The 22,238-nt window shown below is 49.1% G+C and carries 22 protein-coding genes; 20 read left to right on the top strand and 2 right to left on the bottom strand.

The annotated features are described in order from the left end of the window. Window positions 1-101: 101 nt before the first annotated feature. From CGC65_RS15185 to CGC65_RS15135, 11 genes are all read left to right on the top strand, one after another. Window positions 102-1,196, top strand: coding sequence for a DUF871 domain-containing protein (locus CGC65_RS15185; RefSeq protein ID WP_002567710.1), 1,095 nt, complete (start codon window positions 102-104; stop codon window positions 1,194-1,196). 24 nt (window positions 1,197-1,220) lie between these two features. After that, window positions 1,221-3,140 (top strand): BglG family transcription antiterminator, encoded by a 1,920-nt coding sequence (locus CGC65_RS15180; RefSeq protein WP_002567709.1) that lies wholly within the window; start codon window positions 1,221-1,223, stop codon window positions 3,138-3,140. A gap of 140 nt (window positions 3,141-3,280) precedes the next feature. Further along, window positions 3,281-3,619, top strand: a complete 339-nt coding sequence (locus CGC65_RS15175) for a PTS sugar transporter subunit IIA (RefSeq protein ID WP_002567708.1) — start codon at window positions 3,281-3,283, stop codon at window positions 3,617-3,619. Between the two features lie 80 nt (window positions 3,620-3,699). Beyond that, window positions 3,700-4,020, top strand: coding sequence for a PTS sugar transporter subunit IIB (locus CGC65_RS15170; RefSeq protein ID WP_002567707.1), 321 nt, complete (start codon window positions 3,700-3,702; stop codon window positions 4,018-4,020). A gap of 68 nt (window positions 4,021-4,088) precedes the next feature. Beyond that, window positions 4,089-5,423, top strand: coding sequence for a PTS cellobiose transporter subunit IIC (celB, locus tag CGC65_RS15165; RefSeq protein WP_002567706.1), 1,335 nt, complete (start codon window positions 4,089-4,091; stop codon window positions 5,421-5,423). Between the two features lie 72 nt (window positions 5,424-5,495). After that, window positions 5,496-6,020: a GrdB-related putative oxidoreductase gene (locus CGC65_RS15160; protein WP_002567705.1), complete on the top strand. Its 525-nt coding sequence runs from the start codon at window positions 5,496-5,498 to the stop codon at window positions 6,018-6,020. Window positions 6,021-6,035: 15 nt separating this feature from the next. After that, entirely contained in the window at window positions 6,036-7,016 is a 981-nt protein-coding gene (locus CGC65_RS15155) for a N(4)-(beta-N-acetylglucosaminyl)-L-asparaginase (RefSeq protein WP_002567704.1), read from the top strand. A 4-nt stretch (window positions 7,017-7,020) separates the two neighbouring features. Then, on the top strand, window positions 7,021-8,238 hold the full coding sequence (locus CGC65_RS15150; RefSeq protein ID WP_002567703.1) for a Sapep family Mn(2+)-dependent dipeptidase: 1,218 nt from the start codon (window positions 7,021-7,023) through the stop codon (window positions 8,236-8,238). Between the two features lie 50 nt (window positions 8,239-8,288). After that, window positions 8,289-9,035 carry a copper homeostasis protein CutC gene (locus CGC65_RS15145; protein WP_002567702.1) on the top strand — a complete coding sequence of 249 codons (747 nt, stop codon included), beginning with the start codon at window positions 8,289-8,291 and terminating at the stop codon, window positions 9,033-9,035. A gap of 3 nt (window positions 9,036-9,038) precedes the next feature. Continuing rightward, window positions 9,039-9,911, top strand: a complete 873-nt coding sequence (locus CGC65_RS15140; protein ID WP_002567701.1) for a YitT family protein — start codon at window positions 9,039-9,041, stop codon at window positions 9,909-9,911. Between the two features lie 264 nt (window positions 9,912-10,175). After that, window positions 10,176-10,910, top strand: a complete 735-nt coding sequence (locus CGC65_RS15135) for a hypothetical protein (RefSeq protein ID WP_235622226.1) — start codon at window positions 10,176-10,178, stop codon at window positions 10,908-10,910. A gap of 305 nt (window positions 10,911-11,215) precedes the next feature. Here CGC65_RS15135 and CGC65_RS15130 read toward each other — a convergent pair whose 3' ends face one another. Beyond that, window positions 11,216-11,449: an HPr family phosphocarrier protein gene (locus CGC65_RS15130; RefSeq protein WP_002567698.1), complete on the bottom strand. Its 234-nt coding sequence runs from the start codon at window positions 11,447-11,449 to the stop codon at window positions 11,216-11,218. Window positions 11,450-12,161: 712 nt separating this feature from the next. Between CGC65_RS15130 and CGC65_RS15125 the strand changes: the two genes are divergently transcribed. The 5 genes from CGC65_RS15125 to CGC65_RS15105 all read left to right on the top strand — a co-directional run bounded on the left by CGC65_RS15125 (window position 12,162) and on the right by CGC65_RS15105 (window position 16,029). Beyond that, window positions 12,162-12,581, top strand: coding sequence for an Hsp20/alpha crystallin family protein (locus tag CGC65_RS15125; RefSeq protein ID WP_002567696.1), 420 nt, complete (start codon window positions 12,162-12,164; stop codon window positions 12,579-12,581). An 86-nt stretch (window positions 12,582-12,667) separates the two neighbouring features. Then, window positions 12,668-13,129, top strand: a complete 462-nt coding sequence (locus tag CGC65_RS15120; RefSeq protein ID WP_002567695.1) for an Hsp20/alpha crystallin family protein — start codon at window positions 12,668-12,670, stop codon at window positions 13,127-13,129. A 186-nt stretch (window positions 13,130-13,315) separates the two neighbouring features. Then, window positions 13,316-14,140, top strand: coding sequence for a hypothetical protein (locus CGC65_RS15115; RefSeq protein ID WP_002567694.1), 825 nt, complete (start codon window positions 13,316-13,318; stop codon window positions 14,138-14,140). A 99-nt stretch (window positions 14,141-14,239) separates the two neighbouring features. Then, window positions 14,240-15,442 carry a hypothetical protein gene (locus CGC65_RS15110; protein ID WP_002567693.1) on the top strand — a complete coding sequence of 401 codons (1,203 nt, stop codon included), beginning with the start codon at window positions 14,240-14,242 and terminating at the stop codon, window positions 15,440-15,442. A 56-nt stretch (window positions 15,443-15,498) separates the two neighbouring features. Beyond that, the gene (locus CGC65_RS15105) at window positions 15,499-16,029 is read left to right on the top strand and encodes a hypothetical protein (protein WP_002567692.1); all 531 of its coding nucleotides are present in this window, start codon (window positions 15,499-15,501) and stop codon (window positions 16,027-16,029) included. An 87-nt stretch (window positions 16,030-16,116) separates the two neighbouring features. On the opposite strand, the gene CGC65_RS15100 is transcribed toward CGC65_RS15105, so the two are convergent. After that, on the bottom strand, window positions 16,117-16,959 hold the full coding sequence (locus CGC65_RS15100; RefSeq protein WP_002567691.1) for a YitT family protein: 843 nt from the start codon (window positions 16,957-16,959) through the stop codon (window positions 16,117-16,119). Between the two features lie 188 nt (window positions 16,960-17,147). On the opposite strand from CGC65_RS15100, the gene CGC65_RS15095 reads away from it, so the two are divergent. The 4 genes from CGC65_RS15095 (at window position 17,148) to CGC65_RS15080 (ending at window position 22,205) form a co-directional block, all read left to right on the top strand. Further along, window positions 17,148-17,807 (top strand): suppressor of fused domain protein, encoded by a 660-nt coding sequence (locus CGC65_RS15095; RefSeq protein ID WP_002567690.1) that lies wholly within the window; start codon window positions 17,148-17,150, stop codon window positions 17,805-17,807. A 106-nt stretch (window positions 17,808-17,913) separates the two neighbouring features. Continuing rightward, on the top strand, window positions 17,914-19,152 hold the full coding sequence (locus CGC65_RS15090; RefSeq protein ID WP_002567689.1) for a hypothetical protein: 1,239 nt from the start codon (window positions 17,914-17,916) through the stop codon (window positions 19,150-19,152). 126 nt (window positions 19,153-19,278) lie between these two features. Further along, the gene (locus CGC65_RS15085) at window positions 19,279-21,351 is read left to right on the top strand and encodes a ribonucleoside triphosphate reductase (RefSeq protein ID WP_002567688.1); all 2,073 of its coding nucleotides are present in this window, start codon (window positions 19,279-19,281) and stop codon (window positions 21,349-21,351) included. A 2-nt stretch (window positions 21,352-21,353) separates the two neighbouring features. Beyond that, the gene (locus CGC65_RS15080) at window positions 21,354-22,205 is read left to right on the top strand and encodes a PhzF family phenazine biosynthesis protein (RefSeq protein ID WP_002567687.1); all 852 of its coding nucleotides are present in this window, start codon (window positions 21,354-21,356) and stop codon (window positions 22,203-22,205) included. Window positions 22,206-22,238 lie beyond the last annotated feature (33 nt).

Raw genomic sequence — 22,238 nt, 5'->3', positions numbered from 1 at the left:
CAGCTAGGAAACGGATTTACCGCAAAATCCCCTCTTGACAGGCTATAGTTAATATCAAAGAACTGCTTTGCAGTTCAAATCTGGAAAGAGGGGTTATTATTATGGCAAGATTAGGTATTTCTATTTATCCGGAGCATTCCACAGAAGAACAGGATATAGCGTATATCAGAAAGGCAGGTAAACTGGGTTATAAGAGGATTTTTACCTGTCTTTTAAGTGTTGGTGAAAAGAGCGGTGAGGAAATCATCGGACAGTTCCGCCGTCTGGCTGACGAAGCCCATGCCTGCGGTATGGAAATCATTCCGGATGTAAGCCCCTCCGTATTTTCAAGGTTGGGAATCTCCTATGAGGACCTGTCTGTGTTCCGGGAAATGCATGTGGACGGCATCCGGCTGGACGAGGGTTTTGACGGCATGAAGGAAAGCCTTATGACCTATAATCCGCAGGGGCTGAAGCTGGAGCTGAATGCCAGCACCAAGCTGGTCTATGTGGAAAACATCATGGATCACCATCCGGACCGTGAGAAGTTAATTACCTGCCATAACTTTTATCCGCAGGCATACACAGGACTGAGCCTGAAGCATTTTAACAGGTGCAATGACAAGATGAAGTCACTGGGTCTTAAGGTGGCTGCCTTTGTATCCAGCAATGCGCCCGGAGCTTACGGTCCATGGCCTTTAAACGAAGGACTCTGCACCCTGGAAATGCACCGCGGCCTTCCTCTGGATTTCCAGGTGCGCCATATGTTTGCCACCGGCATGGTAGATGATGTGCTGATTGCCAATGCCTATGCAACGGACGAGGAGCTCCATGCCTGCGCAGCAGTCAATCCCAGCATCCTTACCTTCGGCATTGAACTGGAAAAGGAGCTGACGGACACAGAGAAGCAGATCCTGGACTATGAGCCAAAGCATGTGGTGAGAGGGGATATGAGCGAATACATGATCCGATCCACCTGGCCCAGGGTAACATTTGCAGACCAGTCCATTCCGGCTGGCAACACCAGGGACTTACGGCCGGGCGATGTGGTCATTCTCAATGACGGTTACCTGAAATACAAAGGAGAGCTCCACATCGTCACAAAGGATATGCCCAATGACGGCCGCAAGAACGTGATTGGACATCTGCCTGAGTATGAACATGTACTGTTAGACTATATCGAGCCCTGGAAGGTGTTCGCATTCCGTATTGTATAAGACTGTAAGAGAAGGAGTTTAACCATGCAGAATAAAAGACAGGAACAGCTGCTTGCCATATTATCAGAGCGGAGGGACTGGATGACCAGCCGGCAGCTGGCCGGCCTTCTGCAGGTGTCGGACCGGACCATCCGCTCCGATGTGGAGGCCATCAATAAGCACACGGACCCGCCGCCCATTGAGTCCAATGTGCGTCAGGGATACAGGCTGTGCGAGGAGGCACGGCCTGCCCTGGCGTCAGGGGCAGAAACAAGGGAGGCAGACATTCCCCAGACTCCCGGCGCCCGCTGTGCATACATGATACAAAAGCTGCTGTTTGAGGTAAAGGAGCTGAACCTTACCATGCTCCAGAGCCAGATCTATGTCAGCGGTTATTCCATTGACAATGATTTAAAGCGCATACGAAAGATGCTGGAGCCATACAGCGGCCTGAAGCTGGTGCGGAACAAGGAATGCATCTCCTTAAAGGGAGACGAGGCCAGCAAGCGCCGTTTTTACCGGGATTTACTGGTGGCTGAGGTGCAGGAGAATTTTCTTAATCTGAACACCCTGGCCCATCTCTACAGAAGTTTTAACCTGATTGAGGTCAAGGATATCTTTGTGGATGTGCTGGAGGAATACGACTATTCCATCCATGAGTCCATGTTTCCCATGCTGATTCTCCATGCGGGGACCAGCATTGAACGGATGAACTGCGCCAATTACATCAATATGGAGGAGGGAATGCAGGGGCTGGAGGATACCATTGAGTACCAGATAGCCCAGACCTTCTTTGACCGCATTTCCAAGCGGCTGCACATAACGGTCCACGACGGCGAGGTGGGCATGTTCGCCCTGGTAATCATGGGCAGGCGGGCTTCCAACTATACCAGCGATTTTGTCAATTACAACGGAAAATGGATGAATACCAAGAAGCTGGTGGCTGAAGCCCTGGAACAGGTTTATGCCCTGTTCGGCCTGGATTTCAGGCAGGACGCAGATTTGGTGGCGGGGCTTAAAATGCATTTTCACGGACTCATCGAACGTGTCAAGAACCAGGTGCGGATGGAGGATGTGTTTGTGGAGGAAATCAAGCGCAAATATCCCCTTGTTTTCGAAATGGGAATCTATGTGCTGGAGTTTCTGGAGCAGCGGCTGGAACGGCCCATATCAGATGTGGAAAGCTGTTACATTGCCCTTCACCTGGGAGCTGCCAGTGAGCGCATGAATTCCGTGAGAAAGTACAGGGCTGTGATGATTCTGCCCCACAACCAGTCTTTTTCCGACATGTGCGTGAAGAAGATATCCGACATGTTCCGCGAACGTATGGAAGTGGTAAAGGCATTCGGCTATTTTGAGGAGGATGAGGTATCGGCCCTGGACCCGGATTTACTTCTCAGCACCTTTCCACTGGAGCACGGACTGGATGTGGAGACTGTTTCCATTAACCTGTTTGTGGACTCGGAAACAGAGTCAAAGATTCTCCAGGCCATTAACCGGCTGGATAAAAAAGGCTTCCGTCTGGAGTTTACATCCCATATCGGGAACCTGATACGAAAAGAGCATTATCACTCCCAGGTAGACATGGACCAGCCGGAAGAAATCATCCGTATGCTGTGCGCGGGCCTGGAAAAAGAGGGCATCGTGGAACCGGAATTCACGGAAGTGGTCTTAAAGAGGGAGCAGATGTCGCCCACCTCCTTTGTGAACACATTTGCCATTCCCCATGCCTTTGGCGCCTTTGCCAGAAATTCCACCATTGCCGTGGCACAGCTTAAGAATCCGGTGAAATGGGGAGCCTTTGAGGTGCGTCTGGTCATGCTTTTCGCCATCAACGAAGGGGATGCCAGAATGATTAAAATTTTCTTTGACTGGGTATCCAATGTGGTAAACCAGCCGGAGGAGCTGGCAAAATTAGTGGCTCCATGCAGCTATGAGGAATTTATTGACAGAATTATGGGTTGAATTTCCTAACAGCTAGGAAATGTCTTTAATGAAAAAAAGTGAATAACTGCCTTATAATTAAGGCAACTTAATAAGAAATGCAGCAAACAGAATGGTTTTGTTGCATTTTCTCGTTTCAAAAACAATAAGGAGGCAGCAAAATGGTAGAGGGATTAGAAATGATTTGCTTCAAGATTATCTCCAATGTGGGAGGCGCGCGTTCCAGCTACATCGAAGCAATCCAGAAAGCAAAGCAGGGAGACTTTGAGGGAGCCAGGGAATGTATAAAGGCAGGCCAGGAGATGTTTCTGGTTGGACATGAGGCCCACTTTGAACTGATTCAGAAGGAAGCACAGGGAGAGCAGGTAGGCGGCTCCATGATTCTGGTTCATGCGGAAGACCAGCTCATGAGTGCGGAAGGCTTTAAAATCATCGCGGAAGAGATGATTGCCAGCTACGAGCGAATCGCTGAACTGGAAAAAAAGCTGGAAAACCGTTAATTCAGACACCGTATTTTACCCATCGGTATAAAACAGGAACAATAAAAGGAAACTATATAGATATCAAGGAGGATTTAATCATGAAACGAGTATATTTATTTTGCAGCGCAGGAATGTCCACCAGTATGCTGGCAAGCAAGATGCAGGACGTAGCCAATTCCCATGACCTTCCCATTGAAGTAGAGGCATTCCCGGACGGAAAGATTGGCCAGATTATTGATGAGAAGCACCCGGATGTGATTCTCTTAGGGCCCCAGGTCAAATACCGCTATGGCGAGATTGTTGAAAAGTACGGCGACAAGGGCATTCCGATTCAGGTTATCGATCAGACGGATTACGGTATGATGAACGGTGAGAAAGTACTGAAATCAGCGATCAAGCTCATGAAAGCAGCAAAATAACAGTCCGGCGCAGCATCTTAGCCCGCCTGTGCTAAAACAATCATAGTTGAAATGGGGGAACATGAATCATGCTAAATAAGTTAGAGTCCGTACTCATGCCGCTGGCAGAGAAAATCGGAAAAAATAAATATCTCATTGCCATCCGTGACGGCTTCCTGCTGTCCATGCCGCTGTTAATCGTAGGGTCCTTTTTCCTGCTGGTTGCCAACTTCCCAATACCGGGATGGACGGATTTCTGGGCGCGGTTTTTCGGGGACAACTGGGCATCCTATTTTTCAAAGCCCACTGACGCCACCTTCTCCATCATGGCAGTGCTGGCCGTTATAGGCATTGGCTATTCCTTCGCGGAGCAGATGAACGTAGATAAGCTGTTCGGAGCAGCCATTGCCCTGGTAAGCTGGTTCCTCATCATGCCCTATGAGATTCTTGTGGACGGCGGTTCCAGCGTCACCGGAATTCCGTTAAACTGGGTGGGGTCCAAGGGTATTTTCGTGGGAATCATCGTGGCCTTCCTGTCAGTCCATATTTATGCATGGGTAAACAAAAAGGGCTGGGTCATCAAAATGCCTGACGGCGTTCCTCCTACAGTATCAAAGTCATTCTCGGCCCTGATTCCTGCAGGTGTGTCCATACTGGTATTCTTTATCATGAATATCGTGTTTGCAATGACGCCTTATAAAAACGCATTTAACTTCATCTTTACAATTTTACAGACACCGCTTTTAAAACTGGGCAATACACTTCCGGCCATGGTAATCGCATATATATTCCTTCACTTCTTCTGGTTCTTTGGAGTGAACGGCGGTTCCGTTGTAGGCGCTGTGTTCAATCCCATCCTTCAGACACTGTCCGCCGACAACCTGGCTGCATTCCAGGCAGGCCAGCCGCTGCCCAATATTATTTCCCAGCAGTTCCAGGATTTGTTCGCAACCTTTGGAGGATGCGGTTCTACATTGTCGCTGCTCATTGCAATGCTTTTATTCTGCCACTCCAAACGTATCAAGGAATTAGGCAAACTGGCGTTTATACCCGGTGTATTCGGCATCAATGAACCTCTTGTATTCGGCCTTCCCATTGTGCTGAACCCAATGATTCTCATTCCCTTCATGCTGGTGCCCACTATAAACATCGTAATTTCTTATTTCTGCATGAGCATTGGTCTGGTTCCCCTCTGTACAGGCGTCGCCATTCCATGGACCATGCCCGTGGTACTGTCCGGATTCCTGGCAACAGGATGGCAGGGAGCTGTACTGCAGCTGCTTCTTCTCATACTGGGAGTATTCATCTATATGCCGTTTATTAAGATGATGGATAAGCAGTATCTGGAAGATGAGGCCAAGGCTTCTGACAAATCAGATGACGATGACATTGACTTTGACGACCTTTCCTTTGACGACCTGTAGGCCGGCTGCCTTTGACGGTCCGTCCATCCTTTGACAATCCCTGTGGGGATACAAGAATATGAGGTGAAGATAATGAAAATTATTATGATATACGACCAGATACAGTCCGGTCTTGGAACAAAAGATGACACAATGGTTCCCCTAACAGGCAAAAAGGAGCCTATTGGTCCCGCAGTTATGATGGAGCCCTTCTTAAATAAGGTGGACGGCCATGTGACAGCCTGCCTGTGCTGCGGCAACGGAACCTTCTTAGCTGACCCGGAGGAGGTCAGCCGCAAGCTCTGCGCCATGGTAAACAAGCTGCAGCCGGATGTGGTTATGTGCGGCCCTGCCTTTAACTTCGCTGACTATGCGGGCATGTGCGCCAAGGTGGCATGCGACATCAACGCTACCACAAAGGCAAAGGCATTTGCAGCCATGTCTGTTGAGAACAAGGATACCATCGCCGCCTACAAGGATAAGGTGGCCATTGTGGAAACTCCAAAGAAGGGCGGAATGGGACTAAACGACGCGCTTAAGAACATGTGCACACTGGCAAAGGCACTGGCTGACGGCAGCGATACAGCGGAACTGGAACATAAATTCTGTTTCAAATAGAGGAGGATATATAGGATGTGGGGTATGATTGCAACCTGGCGCATGGCAGTGGAAGGAATTACTAAGGGCGCCGAAATGCTGAAGGACGGCGGGGACGCAGGAGATGCCGTCGAGTCTGCTATCCGGGAAGTGGAGGATTTTCCTTACTATAAATCTGTGGGCTACGGCGGGCTTCCAAATGAGGAGATGGAGGTGGAGATGGATGCCGCATTTATGGACGGCAATACTCTGGATATAGGCGCTGTTGCAGCCATCAGGGACTTTGCCAATCCTGTGTCCATTGCCAGGCGTCTGAGCCGTGAAAAGGTCAACAGCCTGCTGGTGGCGGAGGGTGCTGAAAAATTCGCCCATAAGGAGGGATTTGAGCGCAAAAATATGCTGACGGATCGGGCAAAGGCCCATTACAGAAAGCGTTTAAAGGAAATGTCCGACCAGGCGGCCCTCCAGTCAGCCTCCGGAAAGCTTAAGCCATACTCAGGCCACGATACCGTGGGCATGGCCTGCCTGGACATGAGCGGCAAAATGACAGCCGCCACCTCCACCAGCGGTCTCTTTATGAAGAAAAAAGGCAGAGTAGGAGACTCTCCCATATCCGGATCCGGTTTCTATGCTGACAGCAAAAAAGGTGCTGCCAGTGCCACGGGCCTGGGCGAGGACCTGATGAAGGGCTGTATTTCCTATGAAATCGTCCGTCTCATGGGGGAGGGTATGCATCCCCAAAAAGCCTGTGAGACCGCCGTGGCCCGCCTGGACGCAGAGCTTAAGGAACGCAGGGGCGAGGCGGGGGATTTATCCCTTATAGCCATGAACCCAAAGGGGGAGTGGGGCGTAGCCACCAACATAGAGGGATTTTCCTTTGCCGTTGTCACAGAGGCCCTGGAACCAACCGTGTATCTGGTGACCCGCCAGGAGGACGGCCTCTGTACCTACGAAAAGGCATCGGATGAGTGGATGGAAAACTATATGAAGACGCGCATGGCGCCCATTGAGGAATAGGAATATGGATGAACAGAATCAGATTGACAGAATGCTTCTGGACTATATCGACGAAAACCGGGACCGGCTGGTGGAGCATGTTCGTCAGATGGTGCGTATTGACAGCGTGGAAAGGGAGGCCCGGGATGGGGCTCCCTTTGGTCCTGGTGTAAAGAAGGCCCTGGACCTGGCGCTATCCATCAGCAGGGATATGGGCTTTGAGACTGTGGATTTGGACGGATACATCGGATACGCATTCTATGGCAGGGGAGAAGACTATGTCTGCGCCATGGGACATGTGGATGTGGTGCCGGCCGGAGAGGGCTGGAAGGAGCCGCCTTTTAAGGGCCATATGGAAAACGGAGTCATATACAGCAGGGGAGTATTGGACAATAAAGGGCCAGTCATGGCATGCCTCTACGGCCTGGCCGCGGTCAGGGCGCTGGGGCTTCCCCTCAGGCATCCGGTGCGCATCATCTTCGGATGTGACGAGGAAACGGGTTTTGAGGATCTCAGATACTATCTGTCAAAAGAAAAGCCTCCTGTTTACGGATTTACGCCGGACTGCAAATATCCTGTGGTATACAGCGAGCGGGGAAGGGCAGTGGTGCGCATCACCGGCACAAGGGAATGCCTGGGTACATTTTTCGACTTTGTAAACAAATATTTTATCGGAGCAGGCAATACAGGCGACCGATTGGGTATTGACTATTACCATGAAGAATATGGTATGATGGAGATGCGCGGTTACAGACTGGGATTAGATCCCGTCTGGAAGGCCGGTCAAGGGAACATCCGCCGTGTAAATGCCGGAAACAAAAACACAGAAGTAAGTGCCGGAAACGGAAACGCGGCAAACACGGTATACTTTGAGGCCACCTTAAGCTATCCGGGCGGTATCACCATCCGGGAAATCATGAAGCCCATAACGGAAAAGGCTGAGAGCTGCGGTCTGAAGGCAGAGCTGGTACAAAATTATGATCCTGTGGTTTTTGCCAAGGATACACCTATGGTAAAAGCCATGCAGGACAGCTATGAGCGGGTCACCGGCATGAACGGCACTCCCGTAACCACCACCGGCGGAACCTATGCCAAGGCCATGCCCGGTATCGTCCCATTCGGTCCCAGCTTTCCGGGCCAAAAGGGAATCAGCCACAATCCAAATGAGTGGATGACCGTGGACGACCTGGTAACCAACGCAAAAATATATGCACTGGCTCTGTACCGTCTGGCACAGCTTTAGGCTTTTTGCCGGTACTGTGCCGGCGGACAGGAAGAAGGAGAGGTTTTTATATGTTGGAGATATGCTGCGGCAGCTACTATGATGCCATGCAGGCTGCGTCCGGAGGAGCCGGACGGATTGAACTGAACTGTGCCCTGCACCTGGGCGGGCTTACGCCCTCCCTGGCATCCCTGGAACTGGTGAAGGAGCACTGCAATGTGAAGGTAATTGCCATGGTCCGGCCCAGAGGTGGCGGATTCTGTTACAGTGAAGAGGATTTTAATGTGATGCTCAGGGAATGCGAACATCTGGTCCGCCACGGAGCGGACGGCATTGCCTTTGGCTGTCTGAGGGAAGATGCCTCTATTGACAGGGAGAGGAATGCCCGAATGATTTCCATTATCCACAGCCATGGAAAGGAAGCTGTATTCCACCGGGCCTTTGACTGCACCTCCAACCCCTATGAGTCCATTGAGACACTGATTGAGCTGGGTGCGGACCGTCTTTTGACCAGCGGACTGAAACCAAAGGCTGTCGAGGGAAAGGCTCTGCTTGGTGCTCTTCAGTCGTCTTATGGAAACAGCATAGAAATCCTGGCCGGAAGCGGCATCAATGCCTCCAATGCCAGAACGCTCATGGAAGAGACCGGAATAAGGCAGGTTCACAGCTCCTGCAAGGACTGGATGACAGACCCCACCACCACTTCCCACGGGGTGACCTACGGCTTTGCAGAGCCGCCCCATGAAAACTGCTATGACGTGGTGTCAGAGGCACTGGTCCGTAAGCTTCTAGACAGCCTTGGGGAGTTGGGGAGATAGGCCATGATAGCAAAATACAAAAAGAACATACTGGTGAGAAGGCTCATAACCATCCTGGCTGTCGTGGCGTCCGCCCTGCTGCAGACCTATGTAATCCAGGCATTTATACGGCCGGCCAACCTTCTGTCCAGCGGATTTACCGGTGTGGCTATCCTCATTGACAGGATTGCCTCCCTCTACGGGCACAATATTTCCACCTCCCTGGGAATGCTGGTCCTCAATATACCGGTGGCCATCCTCTGCAGCAGAAGCATAAGCATGCGTTTTACCTTTTATTCCATGCTGCAGGTGTTCCTGGCCAGCTTTTTTCTGAAAATATGCAGCTTTCAGCCCCTGTTCAATGACGTGCTGCTGGATGTGGTTTTCGGCGGTTTTCTGTACGGGCTGTCCATTGCCATTGCCTTAAGGGGAAATGCCTCCACAGGCGGCACGGACTTCATTGCCCTGTATGTTTCCAATAAGACAGGAAGGTCCATATGGGAATATGTATTTGCAGGCAACTGCGTGATTCTCTGCATCTTCGGATACATGTTTGGATGGCTGTACGCAGGATATTCCATCCTGTTCCAGTTCGTATCCACCAAAGCCATCTCTGCCTTCCATCACAGGTATGAACGGGTTACACTGCAGATTACCACCACCAAGGCGCCGGAAATCATAAACCAGTACGTCAAACAGTACAGACATGGCATATCCTGTGTGGACGCGGTGGGAGGTTACAGTCACAAGAAAATGTATCTGCTTCACACCGTGGTGTCCTCCTATGAGGTGAATGACATTGTGCATCTCATGCGGGAGCAGGATCCCCATGTCATTGTCAATATGATTAAAACGGAAAACTTTTACGGCGGATTTTATCAGGCGCCTATTGAATAGTGGTATTGTTAGGCGCAGGCCGGGGGGATTGGGCTGTAAAATCCCTCGGTAGTCGACATAATATTTTTATGTCAACTTTCCTCTTTCATCCGGGCCGTTGTCCGGATGACCGGAGGTTTTCACTTCCAAATATACTTCGGAAAAATTAAGATATATGAAAGGGATGTTAAGTTGATACTTACATCCTTTTTGTTTACAATAAAACCAGACATAACCGTTGGAGATGACGGATTTTATATGGATTACATGAGGGAGGATTTTAAATTGAGGAATTCAGGAAAAATACTTTGCATCGCAAGTCTGCTGGGGCTGCTGGTTCTGTCCGGCTGCGGCCTGAAGTCAGAGCCTGCTGCGGGGACCGGGGCGGATGGAGCTGCTGTTGGGGCAGAAGGAACAGTGTCTGCCGGAGCGGATGAGGGCAGGGCGGATGAGGATAAGACGGACGGTAACGGGACGGACCAGGAGATTCATATTTATTCCGACACCCGGGCCGGGGATTCTGCCGGTGATGAAACGGTCCCGGCTGCAAACGGCGGCAGCATCATCCAGGACCAATCTTTTGACGTGGAACTGGACAGCTTAAAAGCAGCGGAACCACCGGCAAAAGAGAGCATAAGTGAGACCCGTGTTGTTTCTGAGGAAATCATCCGTCAGGCCGCCGGTTCCTGGACCCTGAACGGGCCGAAAACAGATGCCGGACTACGGCAGCATGGCTCTCTGCTGGAAATGTTTGGAACCGGCCTGCATATGGGCAACAGCCTGGAAATCAGCGATAACGGAGAGATTGAGTATTATATCGGCATCGGAACCGGCGGAGAGGGGCAGTGTACGGAGACAGGCGGATCCACTGAAACAGGCAGTTCCATTACTGCCTCCATCACGCCCTATGAGGACCATGGGAACAGTCAAAACAGTCTGACGCTCCACCTGATAACGGAGGATGACACAGAATATCTGACCATGGAATATGACGGCGAGATACTGTACTGGAACAGATAGCTGCAAGGTAAAACCTAATATCCAGACACTGTTTTACAAAGAATTTACTAAATGTGCCTCTTGGAATTTACATGGATTTTATATAATAAAAGCATAAAATAAAATCCGGGAGGCATGCGGTATGAAATCATTTAAAATTATAAAAGAATATTGGCGTCTGGCAATTCTGGGGCTGGCCTATACAGCCGTGTTCGCCGCCGCCGTTACAGTTGTAATATTACAGTTATAATCAGATAGTCAAAAGCAGCCGGCTAAGTCATAACCGGCTGCTTTTTTGAATCCTGTTCTGTTTATACTGCAAATTTCTATACTGCAAATTTCGCAAGTCTGTTTTTTATATCCCCGGAGCCATCCTCATCAATGTGAAGAATCAGCTCCACTGTGCGGGATACCGCCAGGTAAAGAACTCCCAGAACGGACTTGGCGTCTACCATACGGCTGCCATATTTGATATCTGCATCACAGTCATAATGGCTCAGTGTATTCACAAAATCTACCACCTGTTCCGGCTGTTCAAACTTAACTAACATACTTGTCATAATCTTACACTCCTTTGCATATCACCGGCTTCTGTTTCCTGCCGGATTTGTCATATGGTGTTGTTATAAGTATAGGAGCCCTGCATGGATTTTTCCATGGTAAGATCTTTGGATTTCCTGTAATATTTCACGTTTTTTGACTGATTTAAGGAAAACACAGGATGTAAAATGATAAATTGATGTTAAATCCGCACTCCGTCAAACGGCAATAGCAGGGGTTACAGCCAGATATACGCCCGGAGCGCAGCCGCTCCCAACATGACTAATAACATAATTCCCAAACCCGCCATATCACTCCAGAATTCCTTCTTCATATCAATACGCCTCCTTTATATATCGAATTACTTCTTTGGATGACATGATAGTAGCACCATACGGTTTAAAGATTCCATATCCAAATCATGAGGTAACTATAAAGATTTCATGAGGAAGGTTTTAAATCCCTGGCAGAACCCGTCAGGCCCAATGTGTAAATACGTACCGGGAAATCTGCAAAAGTGAAAAAAACAGCCCAAATGAATACGAAATGTGAAAAAAGTGTGAAATTAGCACTCGACTCTTGACTTTGCTAATAACGCGTGTTATATTACATATAGAACAGATAGAGAAGGGAATGTAAGAGGAGATGAGATAAGTTTTACAGTTTCCTTCCTATGCGGTTCCAGTACAATATAACAACCTCATAGATTATTAAATAAAGGAGAGATGACATATGTTGATGCCTAGTATTTTTGGAGAAAACTTATTGGATGACTTTTTTGATTACTCATTCGGCAGCCACAAGACATTCGATATGATGAATACCGATATCAGGGATACTGAGAATGGCTATGAGATAACCATGAACATGCCGGGTGTCAGGAAAGAGGATGTAAAGGCGGAACTCAAGGACGGCTATCTGACCATACAGGCCACAACAGATTCCAGCAGGGATGAAAAGGATTCCAACGGAACCTACATCCGCAGGGAGCGCTACTGCGGATCCTGCAGCAGAAGTTTTTATGTAGGTGACGCAGTGACCCAGGAGGACATCAAGGCCAAATTCGAGGACGGCACCCTGAAGATGCTGGTTCCCAAGAAAGAAGCCAAACCGGCCGTGGAGGAGAAAAAGTATATTGCAATCGAAGGTTAAACTCAAATATGACGTACAGACCTGACCATACATGGCTCCCGGAACTGTTTCCGGGAGCCCCACAAAAAACAGAGGAGGAATGACGTATGTTAATGCCCAGTATTTTTGGTGAAAATATGTTTGATGAATTTTTCAGGGATCCTTTTTTTGACAGCAAGGATATGAAGAAGCTGGAGAAGAAATTATATGGACGCAGAGGCAAAAACCTGATGAAAACCGATATCCGTGAAACAGATACAGGATATGAACTGGAAATGGATCTGCCAGGATTTAGAAAGGACGAAATCAGGGCATCCCTCAGGGACGGATACCTGACCATCAGTGCTGCCAAAGGACTGGATAAGGACGAGCAGGAGAAGACGAGCGGCAGATATATCCGTCAGGAGCGTTATGCCGGCGCCTGCGAAAGAAGCTTTTATGTGGGCGAAGATATGACGGAAGATGATATAAAGGGCGAATTCAAGCACGGTATCCTGAGACTGTCCATTCCAAAAAAGGAAGCGAAACCACTGGCAGAAGAAAAGAAATATATCTCCATTGAAGGATAAACCCGGCATAGCATAACAGAACCCCGCAGTGGCGGTGATGCAGCATCACATCATCAAAACCGCGGGGTTCCTTTTTATGTCCTGGATTTTATTTGTATGGTATAATACAAATGACAATACATGCCTCAGGATCCGATACACCTTGATCCGGGCATACAGCCAGTGATGACAGGAGGAACGAAAGGTATGAAAAAGGATAAGGGGTATGGACTTTTATGGATGCTTGCGGCACAGGTGGTCCTGCTTATTTTCTTCCTTGCCATTGCTCCGCGGCTGAATGCTGAGGGACTTCTGTACCGGTCCGCCGTGCCCGTAACCCCAGAGGAAGTGCTGTCAAAAGACGATAACGGCAGTTTTGAGCTGAAATACGGGGCAGGTTACCCCTGTACGGAGCCGACCGGGTACATGACCTCTGTATCGGATTTACAGAAAAACTATATCGGCGCATGGGAGGCAGATGCCTCTCTCTTTCAAGCAACCGGTATCTATAAACAAATCAGCCACAGAACCCGGCCGTCAACGCAGCGCGGCTATTACAGCAGCCGCAGCCCAACCTACGGGGTCACTGCCCCCGCCATTACACGGAGCCGGTGGACCACCTTCTGGATGAGGCCGTATGCGGATTATGCCCAGTATTACCTGATTACTTTTAAGGACGGAACCAGAACCTGGGCTCTGGTGGACAACGCAATCACCAGAATACCTGCAAAAGGCAGGGTGGCCCTTCCTGTGGGCTATTACTGGGACGAGGGGGCCGCCCGCTTTCTGACTGATAAGGAAAAAAAGGCATACCGCATAACAGACCGTGATGTGCTGGAAGATAACTGCCTGGGAAATGCCCTGGACCTGTACAGCGGCTGGATAGAGGGAGACGAGATGAGACAATACCATGAAACATGTTCCTTCGTCCAATCCGTTGCGCTGGTAATAATCGGCATTCTTTTATTCATCACCCTGATTCTGTTCATGCTTTCGGGCAAAACGTCTGGCAGGCATACGCAGAACCGCTGATATTAGGAATTTTGCAAGGGAAAATTAAGAGTTCTCTGCCCACACTTATAGTATACTTTTAGTATAAAAATGAAACGCGCAGAGAAAGGATGGAAAGAAATGATATGGTCCCCAATCGTGACAATACTTGCTGTGACTGTTCTCCTCTGCGGATGCGGCGGCACAATATCTCCCACTGCAGCCAGCAGCATGGCGCGTGAGCCTGCCCTGCCGGAAGGCATGGAATACCGGTCCGAGGCGCCGGCGCCGGAAACAGCGTCAGAATCACTGCCTGAAATCACAGTAAAACCGGAGCTGCTGACGGACGCCGGAACCCTCTGCCCCATGGAATACGGAACGGACGCGGACGTTATATTCTTTGCAGATCTGGACCATGATGGAGAACCGGAGCGCATCACTGCTGGACTGGCTGATTTCCAGGCATCAGGAGGACAGTATGCCTCCCTTAAGGTATTGGCGGGAGAATCGGCTGATTCCCCGGTCATCTGGGAGCATGACTACAGTGTGGCCCATGCAGGCTGGACCATGCTGTATCTCTACAGAGAAAACGGGGCGGATTATCTCATGGAATATTCACCTTATATGAACCAGGGATATGGCGCATACAGCATTCGTATCTTTTACATAGGTCCGGATAAAAAAACAGTGGAAGCGCACTCCCACACAGCAGATTTCGCACTCCAGCAGGAGGACAGGACAGGCTTTTTCGGAGATCCGGACGCCCTTGCAGCATTCATGGATACGGCAGAGGGCTACATAAAGAGCAGTCTTTTGCTGGTAAGCACCGATCAGGGGCGCCTGGCATACAGCACCCCGGAACGTCCGGTTACCCTGGACCATGACGATTCCTTCTTTACAGATTCATGGAATGTAACGGGAAAATGGAACGGGCGGGAAACCATTGAATACATGTCGCAAAAAAACTGGATGGCGGCAGAAGGTATTCCCCTGCTTTGCATTTCACGCCCGTCCGGGGACACAGTGGAAGTACAGTTTAAAAACCGGAATCATTTTTACACCACCTCCAATCCGGTGATAGACCAGTTATTTGCTGATATGACCGGCAGGAACTGGACCTTTCTTCCGGACCGGGAACCGCCGCCAGGTCCCCCTGACGCGGTACTGTCAGTTTACAGGAAGGAAGGCATGGATGTGTTTATATCGTGTTATCAAAAGGAGGAGACAGCAGTCATCTGGACAGCCCCCTTTGTCTATAATATTGCCAACGATATGAGAAGTATCAATGAATGCTATTATATGTCTGCCAGTGCAGTGGAGCGCCTTCTTTCATGGGCGCCGTGATGCTGTCTGTCATTCAGTTCTGTCATGGTAACCAGCAGCAGGGGAGGAGGACGTGTATGGTCAGTATCCTATCTTTCATCATCGTAATTTTAATCATAAGCATCCTGTGTTTTTTGTCAGGGCGCAGAATGGCGGAGAACAGGGCGGCAAAAAATCCAAATGCAGAAAACCGGACAAACGGAAACAGGACGGCCCAATCCATAAATCATTTTCTTATGCGCCATCCTGTCATGGTAAAGGGTCTGCTTTTATTTTATATTGCCTTTGCAGGCTGTTTTACATTTCCCATAAGAAGCCAGCCCTTTCCCCTGGATTTCACCAAAGCTTATCTGCTGATTTGCTCTTACGGAATCATAGGTTGGGGATTTGCAGGCCTTTACGGGAAGGCAAAAGAGAGGGCTGTCTATCCTCTGACCCTCCTTATGACCATTCTGGGCATGGTGTGCAGATATGTTCTTGAATATGGAGAGGCATCCAATGTCTATAATTTTACCATGCTCAATATTCTGTCTTACATAATCCTCATACCTGCTTTTACAGTGGGTGCATACCATTATATTGTAAAGTATCTGATTTCCGCCAGGTAGAGCAGTGAAAGGTCCTTTGCAACATGAGAATGCGGGCAACATCAGACAGAAGATGGAAATGGAAATAAAACCATGTCCGGGCTGCAGTTAATGCTTGGGCCTGTAAATGATTTCATTTACCGTATACACGGTGACAAAAGCATCCTTATCTGTTTTCAGCACATAATTCATCAGGGTTACATACTCGTTTTTATCAACAATGGTGATGATCTCCCTCCTTGGCTGGCCGTCATAGGCTCCGATGGCTTCATAAATCGTGGCGCCGCTGTGGAGATGATGCAGGATAAACTCCCTGATTTCTTCCTCCCGCTGGGAAATGATGCACACCCTCTTTTTTATGTTAAAGCCAAAGATGAAATGGTCCAGGACGATTCCGTTGAGATAGGTGCCAAGGACACTGAGCACCACAATTTTCTTGTCATAGACCAGGGCCGCGGACAGTGCCACGCACATGCCTGACATGGACATGGCCCGGCCAAGTTCCATATGCAGGTATTTGTTCAAAAGCTTTGCCACGATATCCAGGCCGCCTGATGACGCATTCCTGTTAAACAGCATGGCCAGTCCGATGCTTACCACAAAGATATAGCATATCATATCCAGAAACGCATCGTTGGTGATGGAAGCATTTTCCGGAAATGCCGTCTCAAAAACAGCCAGGACCACAGGCAGCAGGAACGAGGTGTAAACAGTCTTTGCCCCGAATTCCCTTCCGATGAGCAGGAAGCCCAGAACCAGAAGGAGCATATTGAGGATAAAGGTGATTGCTGAAATCTTAAGGGGAACAAAGTTTCCCAGAACAATTGCCAGACCGGATATACTTCCCACCGATACATGGCTTGGCATCAGGAAGAAAAAGACAGCTGCCGCCACAATGACGGTGGCAAAGGTAATCATGATGAACTCCCTGATCGTTTCCCACTTTTTCATAAAAACAAAGCCTCCAATACATACATTTTTTTACATATACGGTCCCCTTTAAACGGTCCGTCAAACGTCCCGTGTGGTATTGTATCACATTGCGGTCCTTCCTGCAATTCATAGAATCCGCGGATGATATATTCCTGATGATATATTTTGCATCCACGGTTATATAAAAACTCATGTGAGGAAATCAAATGACAAAAGAAGAATTTTTAAAACGCGTAAAAGAAAACGAAGAATGGGCGCCGGGCTGGGAAACCATTGAACAGGAATTTGAGCGGCTCTACCCGGGACAGGAGCCCCGGCATTATGGCACAAACATGATGGCCAGGGCCATATTTGGCGGCGACTGCTACCTGGACGGCTATTCCATCTATGATTCTCCCAAGGGATATAAGCATATTGTGACATTTGGAATGACGGAGCTTTATGCAGATGAGGAGTCCTTTGGCGGAGAATGGAATAAGTGGGGTTATGAGATGACCATCAAGCTTAGGGAAAAGGAGCCGGAAGATTGTCTCTGGGCAATTGATATGCTCTCAAATCTTGCCCGCTACACCTATACCCAAAATCAGTTTTTTCTCCCCAGCCAGTATATAGCAGGTAACGGCACATCCCTTCATGTAGGGACGGATTCAGCTATCACGGCACTGATAACCACCATGGACACAGAGGCGGTGTCTCAGGATTCTGTCTATGGAAAGACGGAGTTTATCCAGCTGGTAGGTATTACGGAACAGGAATTTAAGAACATTCAGGGAAAAACAGCGAACATTGAACTTCTGCTGGAACGTATGAAGCAGGATAACCCGGATTTGGTGACAGACATGACCAGGACAAGCTCTTACTTGTAGCGGGACAGAAAACACTGGATTGACTGAACTATATTAATTGTATATTGACTGTATATTGACTGTATCTTAAAAACCAAAGCACATATGAAAACGAGGGTAACTAAATATGAAGTATATCACTAACAAACATATTTCAAAAAAACTGACAGCACCTTTACTCTGCATGGCGCTGTGCGGCGTATTGACTGCCTGCGGGCACAAGGAACCATCCCATGCGCTGTCCCCGGAACAGGCAGAATCCCAAAGCACTGAGGCCGAACCGGAAATCAGGATTGACACCCAAGAGGGCTCCCAGTCTGAGCAGTCATCGGAGCATCCCATAGGCAGCACCGCTGCACCGGCTGATTCAGCCCAGGGGGAGGCCGGATATCTGCTGATTAAAGACCAGACGTTTGATGTGACCCTGGAGCCATTGGGCAGCGTCACATTTGCGTCCTATAAACCGGACAGCCTTCAAAATCCTCTTGCAGATGTTATGTTTGAGATAAAGAAGGAGAAAAAAACAGTTTGCCTTCTGGACGGCGTGTATGAGGGCAACACACGAAGTAACGAGACGTTTAACAAGGTGGAGGCAGTATCCTTTCCCGACTATAACAGCGATGGTTTCAATGATATCATCATCATATGCAGCTACTCACCGGCCTCCGGGCCAAAGACAGGCACAGGATATCCTGAGGTGAGAATCTACAGCGGAAAGGCTGACGGCAGCTTTACCCTGGAGAGAAGTCTGTCGGAAAACGCCAACTCGGCCCTTGCCGAAAAGACCGTACAGTCTGTCCTGGGATTTCTGGGCGCGGGCAAAGGCAGGCCCAGTGTATCTGCCTCCGGCTGGCAGCAGGCCTATACCGGCCTTCTCCAATCCCAGGACAGCGGTCAGTGGCAGGGGTATAATTTAATTTACATCAATGACGACGACATCCCCGAATTGGTGGAAATCGGCATCGACGAGGCAACGGGCTGCAAGATAGTCAGTTTTGCAGACGGGGCTGCCTATGAAACGCAGCTGTCCAGACTCTATTTCTCTTATATTGAACGCGGAAATCTTCTGTGCAACTCTGAGGGAAATATGGATTACTACTACGATATTGTGTACAGTATGGAATCGGGCCGGCTGCTTCCCATTGCTTCCGGATATTATGGGGCTGAGGATAACTCCCATGTGCAGTTTGATGAGGAGGGGAACCCCATCTATCAATATGAATGGGAAGGTGTCATGATGACGCAGGAGGAATACAATCAGGCATTCCGGGCTGTCTATGACACATCCTCAGAGAAGCCGGGGTATGAATGGGATAAATGGCTTTCCCTGGAAGAGGTGATACAGGCCATTGACGGCATCCAATAAACGCCGGATGGAAGGACAGCGTATTCTGGTGAAATGATGCTGTATTTATGCCCATGTCTTTGATATAATATAATAAATCTGCTTATACCGACAGTGAATCACGCCTAACAAGGAGGAGACAAGAACATGCTTTTAGTGGCTAAAAGGGACGGGGAAACCGTGGAATTCCAATTGGATAAGATAACGCTGGCTATCAAGAAGGCCTTTAAAGCAACAGGTAAATCATATACGGCTGATATTATCGAGCTATTGTCGCTCCGGGTCACATCTGATTTCCAGATGAAGATAAAAGACAGCCGGATTAGCGTGGAGGATATACAGGACAGCGTGGAGAAAGTCCTGGAGGAATCCGGCTACACTGATGTGGCCAAGGCCTACATACTATACCGGAAACAGCGGGAGAAAATCAGGAATTTGGATAAGACCATCCTGGACTACAAGGATGTGGTGGATAACTATGTAAAGGTGGAGGACTGGCGCGTCAAGGAAAATTCAACCATCACATATTCTGTAGGCGGTCTGATTCTGAACAATTCCGGCGCAGTGACTGCCAATTACTGGCTTACAGAAGTCTATGACCGGGAGATTTCCGATGCCCATGTAAACGGGGACATCCATATCCACGATTTATCCATGCTGACCAGCTACAGCTGCGGATGGTCCCTCAGAAAACTTCTGTTAGACGGCCTGGGCGGCATCACCGGGAAGATTACCGCATCTCCGGCCAAGCACCTGGCCACCCTCTGCAACCAGATGGTAAACTTTCTGGGAATTATGCAGAATGAGTGGGCTGCCTCCCAGTCATTTTCCTCCTTTGATACCTACCTGGCTCCCTTTGTGAAGGCAGACAACCTGTCCTATGATAAGGTTAAGAAATGCATGGAGGCGTTTGTCTTTGGAGTCAACACTCCCAGCCGCTGGGGTACCCAGGCCCCATTTTCCCACATTTTCATGGACCTGAAGGTTCCAGGGGACATGGCTGACGAAAAGGCCATTGTGGGCGGCAGGAGAATGGAATTTACTTACGGAGACTGCCAGAAGGAAATGGACATGGTAAACAGGGCGTTTCTGGAAACCATGCTGGAAGGCGATGCCAATGGCCTGGGATTCCAGTATCCTATTCCGGCTTATGGGATAGGAGCAGATTATGACTGGTCTGACAACGAACAAAACCGGCTATTGTTTTCCCTGGCATCCCATTACGGAACCCCATATTTCATCAATTATATGGGAAATGGCATGAAACCGGAAGATGTAAGGACTTCTTATGATGGAATCCGGCCGGATTTCCATGTGCTGCGGAAAAAGGCTGGCGGCTTTTTCGGTTATGGGGAACATACAGGTTCCGTTGGCGTGGTCACGGTCAATCTTCCCCGGATTGCGTACCAGTCAAAGGACGAGAAAGAGTTTTATGCCCGGCTGGACCAGATGATGGACCTGGCTGCCCGTTCCCTGAGCATTAAGCGGAATGTGATCTCCACCCTGTTAAAGAATGGTCTTTATCCCTATACGGCCTGTTACCTCACTGATTTTGACAACCACTTTTCATCCATCGGCGTCATCGGCATGAATGAAGCAGGGCTCAATGCGCAGTGGCTGAAAGCCGGCCTGGAATCAGAGGAGACAAAGAAGTTTGCTGTCTCTGTCCTGAACCATATGCGTGAAAAGCTGATTGGATACCAGATGGAGTACGGTAATCTCTACGGCCTGGAAGCAACGCCCGCAGAGTCAGCTACCTTCCGTTTCGCCAGGCTGGACCGTGAGCGTTTTTCCGGGATCCGGACAGCCGGACACGAAGGGGACACCCCCTATTATACAAACAGCACCAAACTGCCGGCGGATTATGACGGCACATTGCAGGGTGCACTCATAAACCAGGATTCCCTGCAGCCTCTTTATACCACAGGCACTGTATTCCATGTGTATATGGAGCGGGAACTGGAGGACTGGAAAAAGGCACGGGATCTGCTCAGCAGTATGATTACAGAACACCATATTCCCTGTTTCACACTGTCTCCTGTTTATACCATCTGCCAGACCTGCGGCTATCTGCCCGGCAGACAGGAGAGGTGTCCGAAATGCAATGGCGCTGCGGATGTTTACAGCAGGATTGCGGGCTATTACAGACCTGTCCATGATTGGAATGACGGCAAGGCGCAGGAGTTTAGGAACAGGATTATGTTCCGCATAGGAGAATGATAATGGATGTTTATGTGGCAAATGCGTTCAGCAAAGATAACAGAGGCGGAAACAAGGCGGGTGTGGTATTGCAGCAGGCCCGCCTGAATGAAGCAGAAAAAACAGAAATCGCCCTTCTCATGGGATATTCAGAGACCGCCTTTGTCGCTGATTCAGAGCTGGCTGATTTTAAATTAGAATACTTTACCTCTGTGGGCGAAGTTCCTCTGTGCGGTCACGCCACAATCGGGACTTTTACTGTGCTGCGGCATTTAGGGCGGCTTGAAAAACAGGAGTATACCATTGAGACAAAATCCGGTATATTGAGAATACGTGTGGATAAAAGCGGTCTGATATTCATGGAGCAGAATATCCCGGAGTTCTATGAAAGACTGGATAAAGGGGATGTGAAGGCATGCTTTGATTCTGACGGTATCCCGGATGCCTTACCTGTGCAAATCGTGTCCACAGGATTAAAAGATATTATACTTCCGGTAACGGACCCTGAGATTCTGGGCCGGATGACGCCTGATTTTTCCGCCATCACCAGACTAAGCCGTGAGAAAGAATGCATCGGCATCCATGCGTTTTCCCTGGCAAAGGAGATGGGTCTGACTGCCATATGCAGAAATTTTGCCCCGCTTTACGGCATAGATGAGGAATCCGCAACCGGCACCTCCAACTGTGCCCTGGCCTGCTATTTATACAGGTACGTGTCAAAACAGGACCAGTATATCTTTGAACAGGGGCATAATCTAAACAGCATTTCCAGAATATACGTTAATCTGGATACCGAAGATAATACGATTACGGGTGTATGGGTGGGAGGATACGGATATTTGTCCTGTTTGTCACAAATCTGCTGTCAGCCATGAACCTGACCATACTCACATCCAGGGTATATCTGA

The sequence above is a fragment of the Enterocloster bolteae genome, assembly GCF_002234575.2.
GTDB lineage: Bacteria > Bacillota > Clostridia > Lachnospirales > Lachnospiraceae > Enterocloster > Enterocloster bolteae.
This window is presented reverse-complemented; position numbering and strand designations above follow the sequence as displayed.

Coding starts and splice junctions, on each gene's coding strand:
- CGC65_RS15095 (WP_002567690.1), top strand. CDS start 17,148: ATGACAAAAGAAGAATTTTTAAAACGCGTAAAAGAAAACGAAGAATGG.
- CGC65_RS15085 (WP_002567688.1), top strand. CDS start 19,279: ATGCTTTTAGTGGCTAAAAGGGACGGGGAAACCGTGGAATTCCAATTG.
- celB (WP_002567706.1), top strand. CDS start 4,089: ATGCTAAATAAGTTAGAGTCCGTACTCATGCCGCTGGCAGAGAAAATC.
- CGC65_RS15090 (WP_002567689.1), top strand. CDS start 17,914: ATGAAGTATATCACTAACAAACATATTTCAAAAAAACTGACAGCACCT.
- CGC65_RS15150 (WP_002567703.1), top strand. CDS start 7,021: ATGGATGAACAGAATCAGATTGACAGAATGCTTCTGGACTATATCGAC.
- CGC65_RS15110 (WP_002567693.1), top strand. CDS start 14,240: ATGATATGGTCCCCAATCGTGACAATACTTGCTGTGACTGTTCTCCTC.
- CGC65_RS15120 (WP_002567695.1), top strand. CDS start 12,668: ATGTTAATGCCCAGTATTTTTGGTGAAAATATGTTTGATGAATTTTTC.
- CGC65_RS15175 (WP_002567708.1), top strand. CDS start 3,281: ATGGTAGAGGGATTAGAAATGATTTGCTTCAAGATTATCTCCAATGTG.
- CGC65_RS15145 (WP_002567702.1), top strand. CDS start 8,289: ATGTTGGAGATATGCTGCGGCAGCTACTATGATGCCATGCAGGCTGCG.
- CGC65_RS15115 (WP_002567694.1), top strand. CDS start 13,316: ATGAAAAAGGATAAGGGGTATGGACTTTTATGGATGCTTGCGGCACAG.
- CGC65_RS15155 (WP_002567704.1), top strand. CDS start 6,036: ATGTGGGGTATGATTGCAACCTGGCGCATGGCAGTGGAAGGAATTACT.
- CGC65_RS15160 (WP_002567705.1), top strand. CDS start 5,496: ATGAAAATTATTATGATATACGACCAGATACAGTCCGGTCTTGGAACA.
- CGC65_RS15100 (WP_002567691.1), bottom strand. CDS start 16,959: ATGAAAAAGTGGGAAACGATCAGGGAGTTCATCATGATTACCTTTGCC.
- CGC65_RS15170 (WP_002567707.1), top strand. CDS start 3,700: ATGAAACGAGTATATTTATTTTGCAGCGCAGGAATGTCCACCAGTATG.
- CGC65_RS15080 (WP_002567687.1), top strand. CDS start 21,354: ATGGATGTTTATGTGGCAAATGCGTTCAGCAAAGATAACAGAGGCGGA.
- CGC65_RS15130 (WP_002567698.1), bottom strand. CDS start 11,449: ATGACAAGTATGTTAGTTAAGTTTGAACAGCCGGAACAGGTGGTAGAT.
- CGC65_RS15105 (WP_002567692.1), top strand. CDS start 15,499: ATGGTCAGTATCCTATCTTTCATCATCGTAATTTTAATCATAAGCATC.
- CGC65_RS15140 (WP_002567701.1), top strand. CDS start 9,039: ATGATAGCAAAATACAAAAAGAACATACTGGTGAGAAGGCTCATAACC.
- CGC65_RS15125 (WP_002567696.1), top strand. CDS start 12,162: ATGTTGATGCCTAGTATTTTTGGAGAAAACTTATTGGATGACTTTTTT.
- CGC65_RS15185 (WP_002567710.1), top strand. CDS start 102: ATGGCAAGATTAGGTATTTCTATTTATCCGGAGCATTCCACAGAAGAA.
- CGC65_RS15180 (WP_002567709.1), top strand. CDS start 1,221: ATGCAGAATAAAAGACAGGAACAGCTGCTTGCCATATTATCAGAGCGG.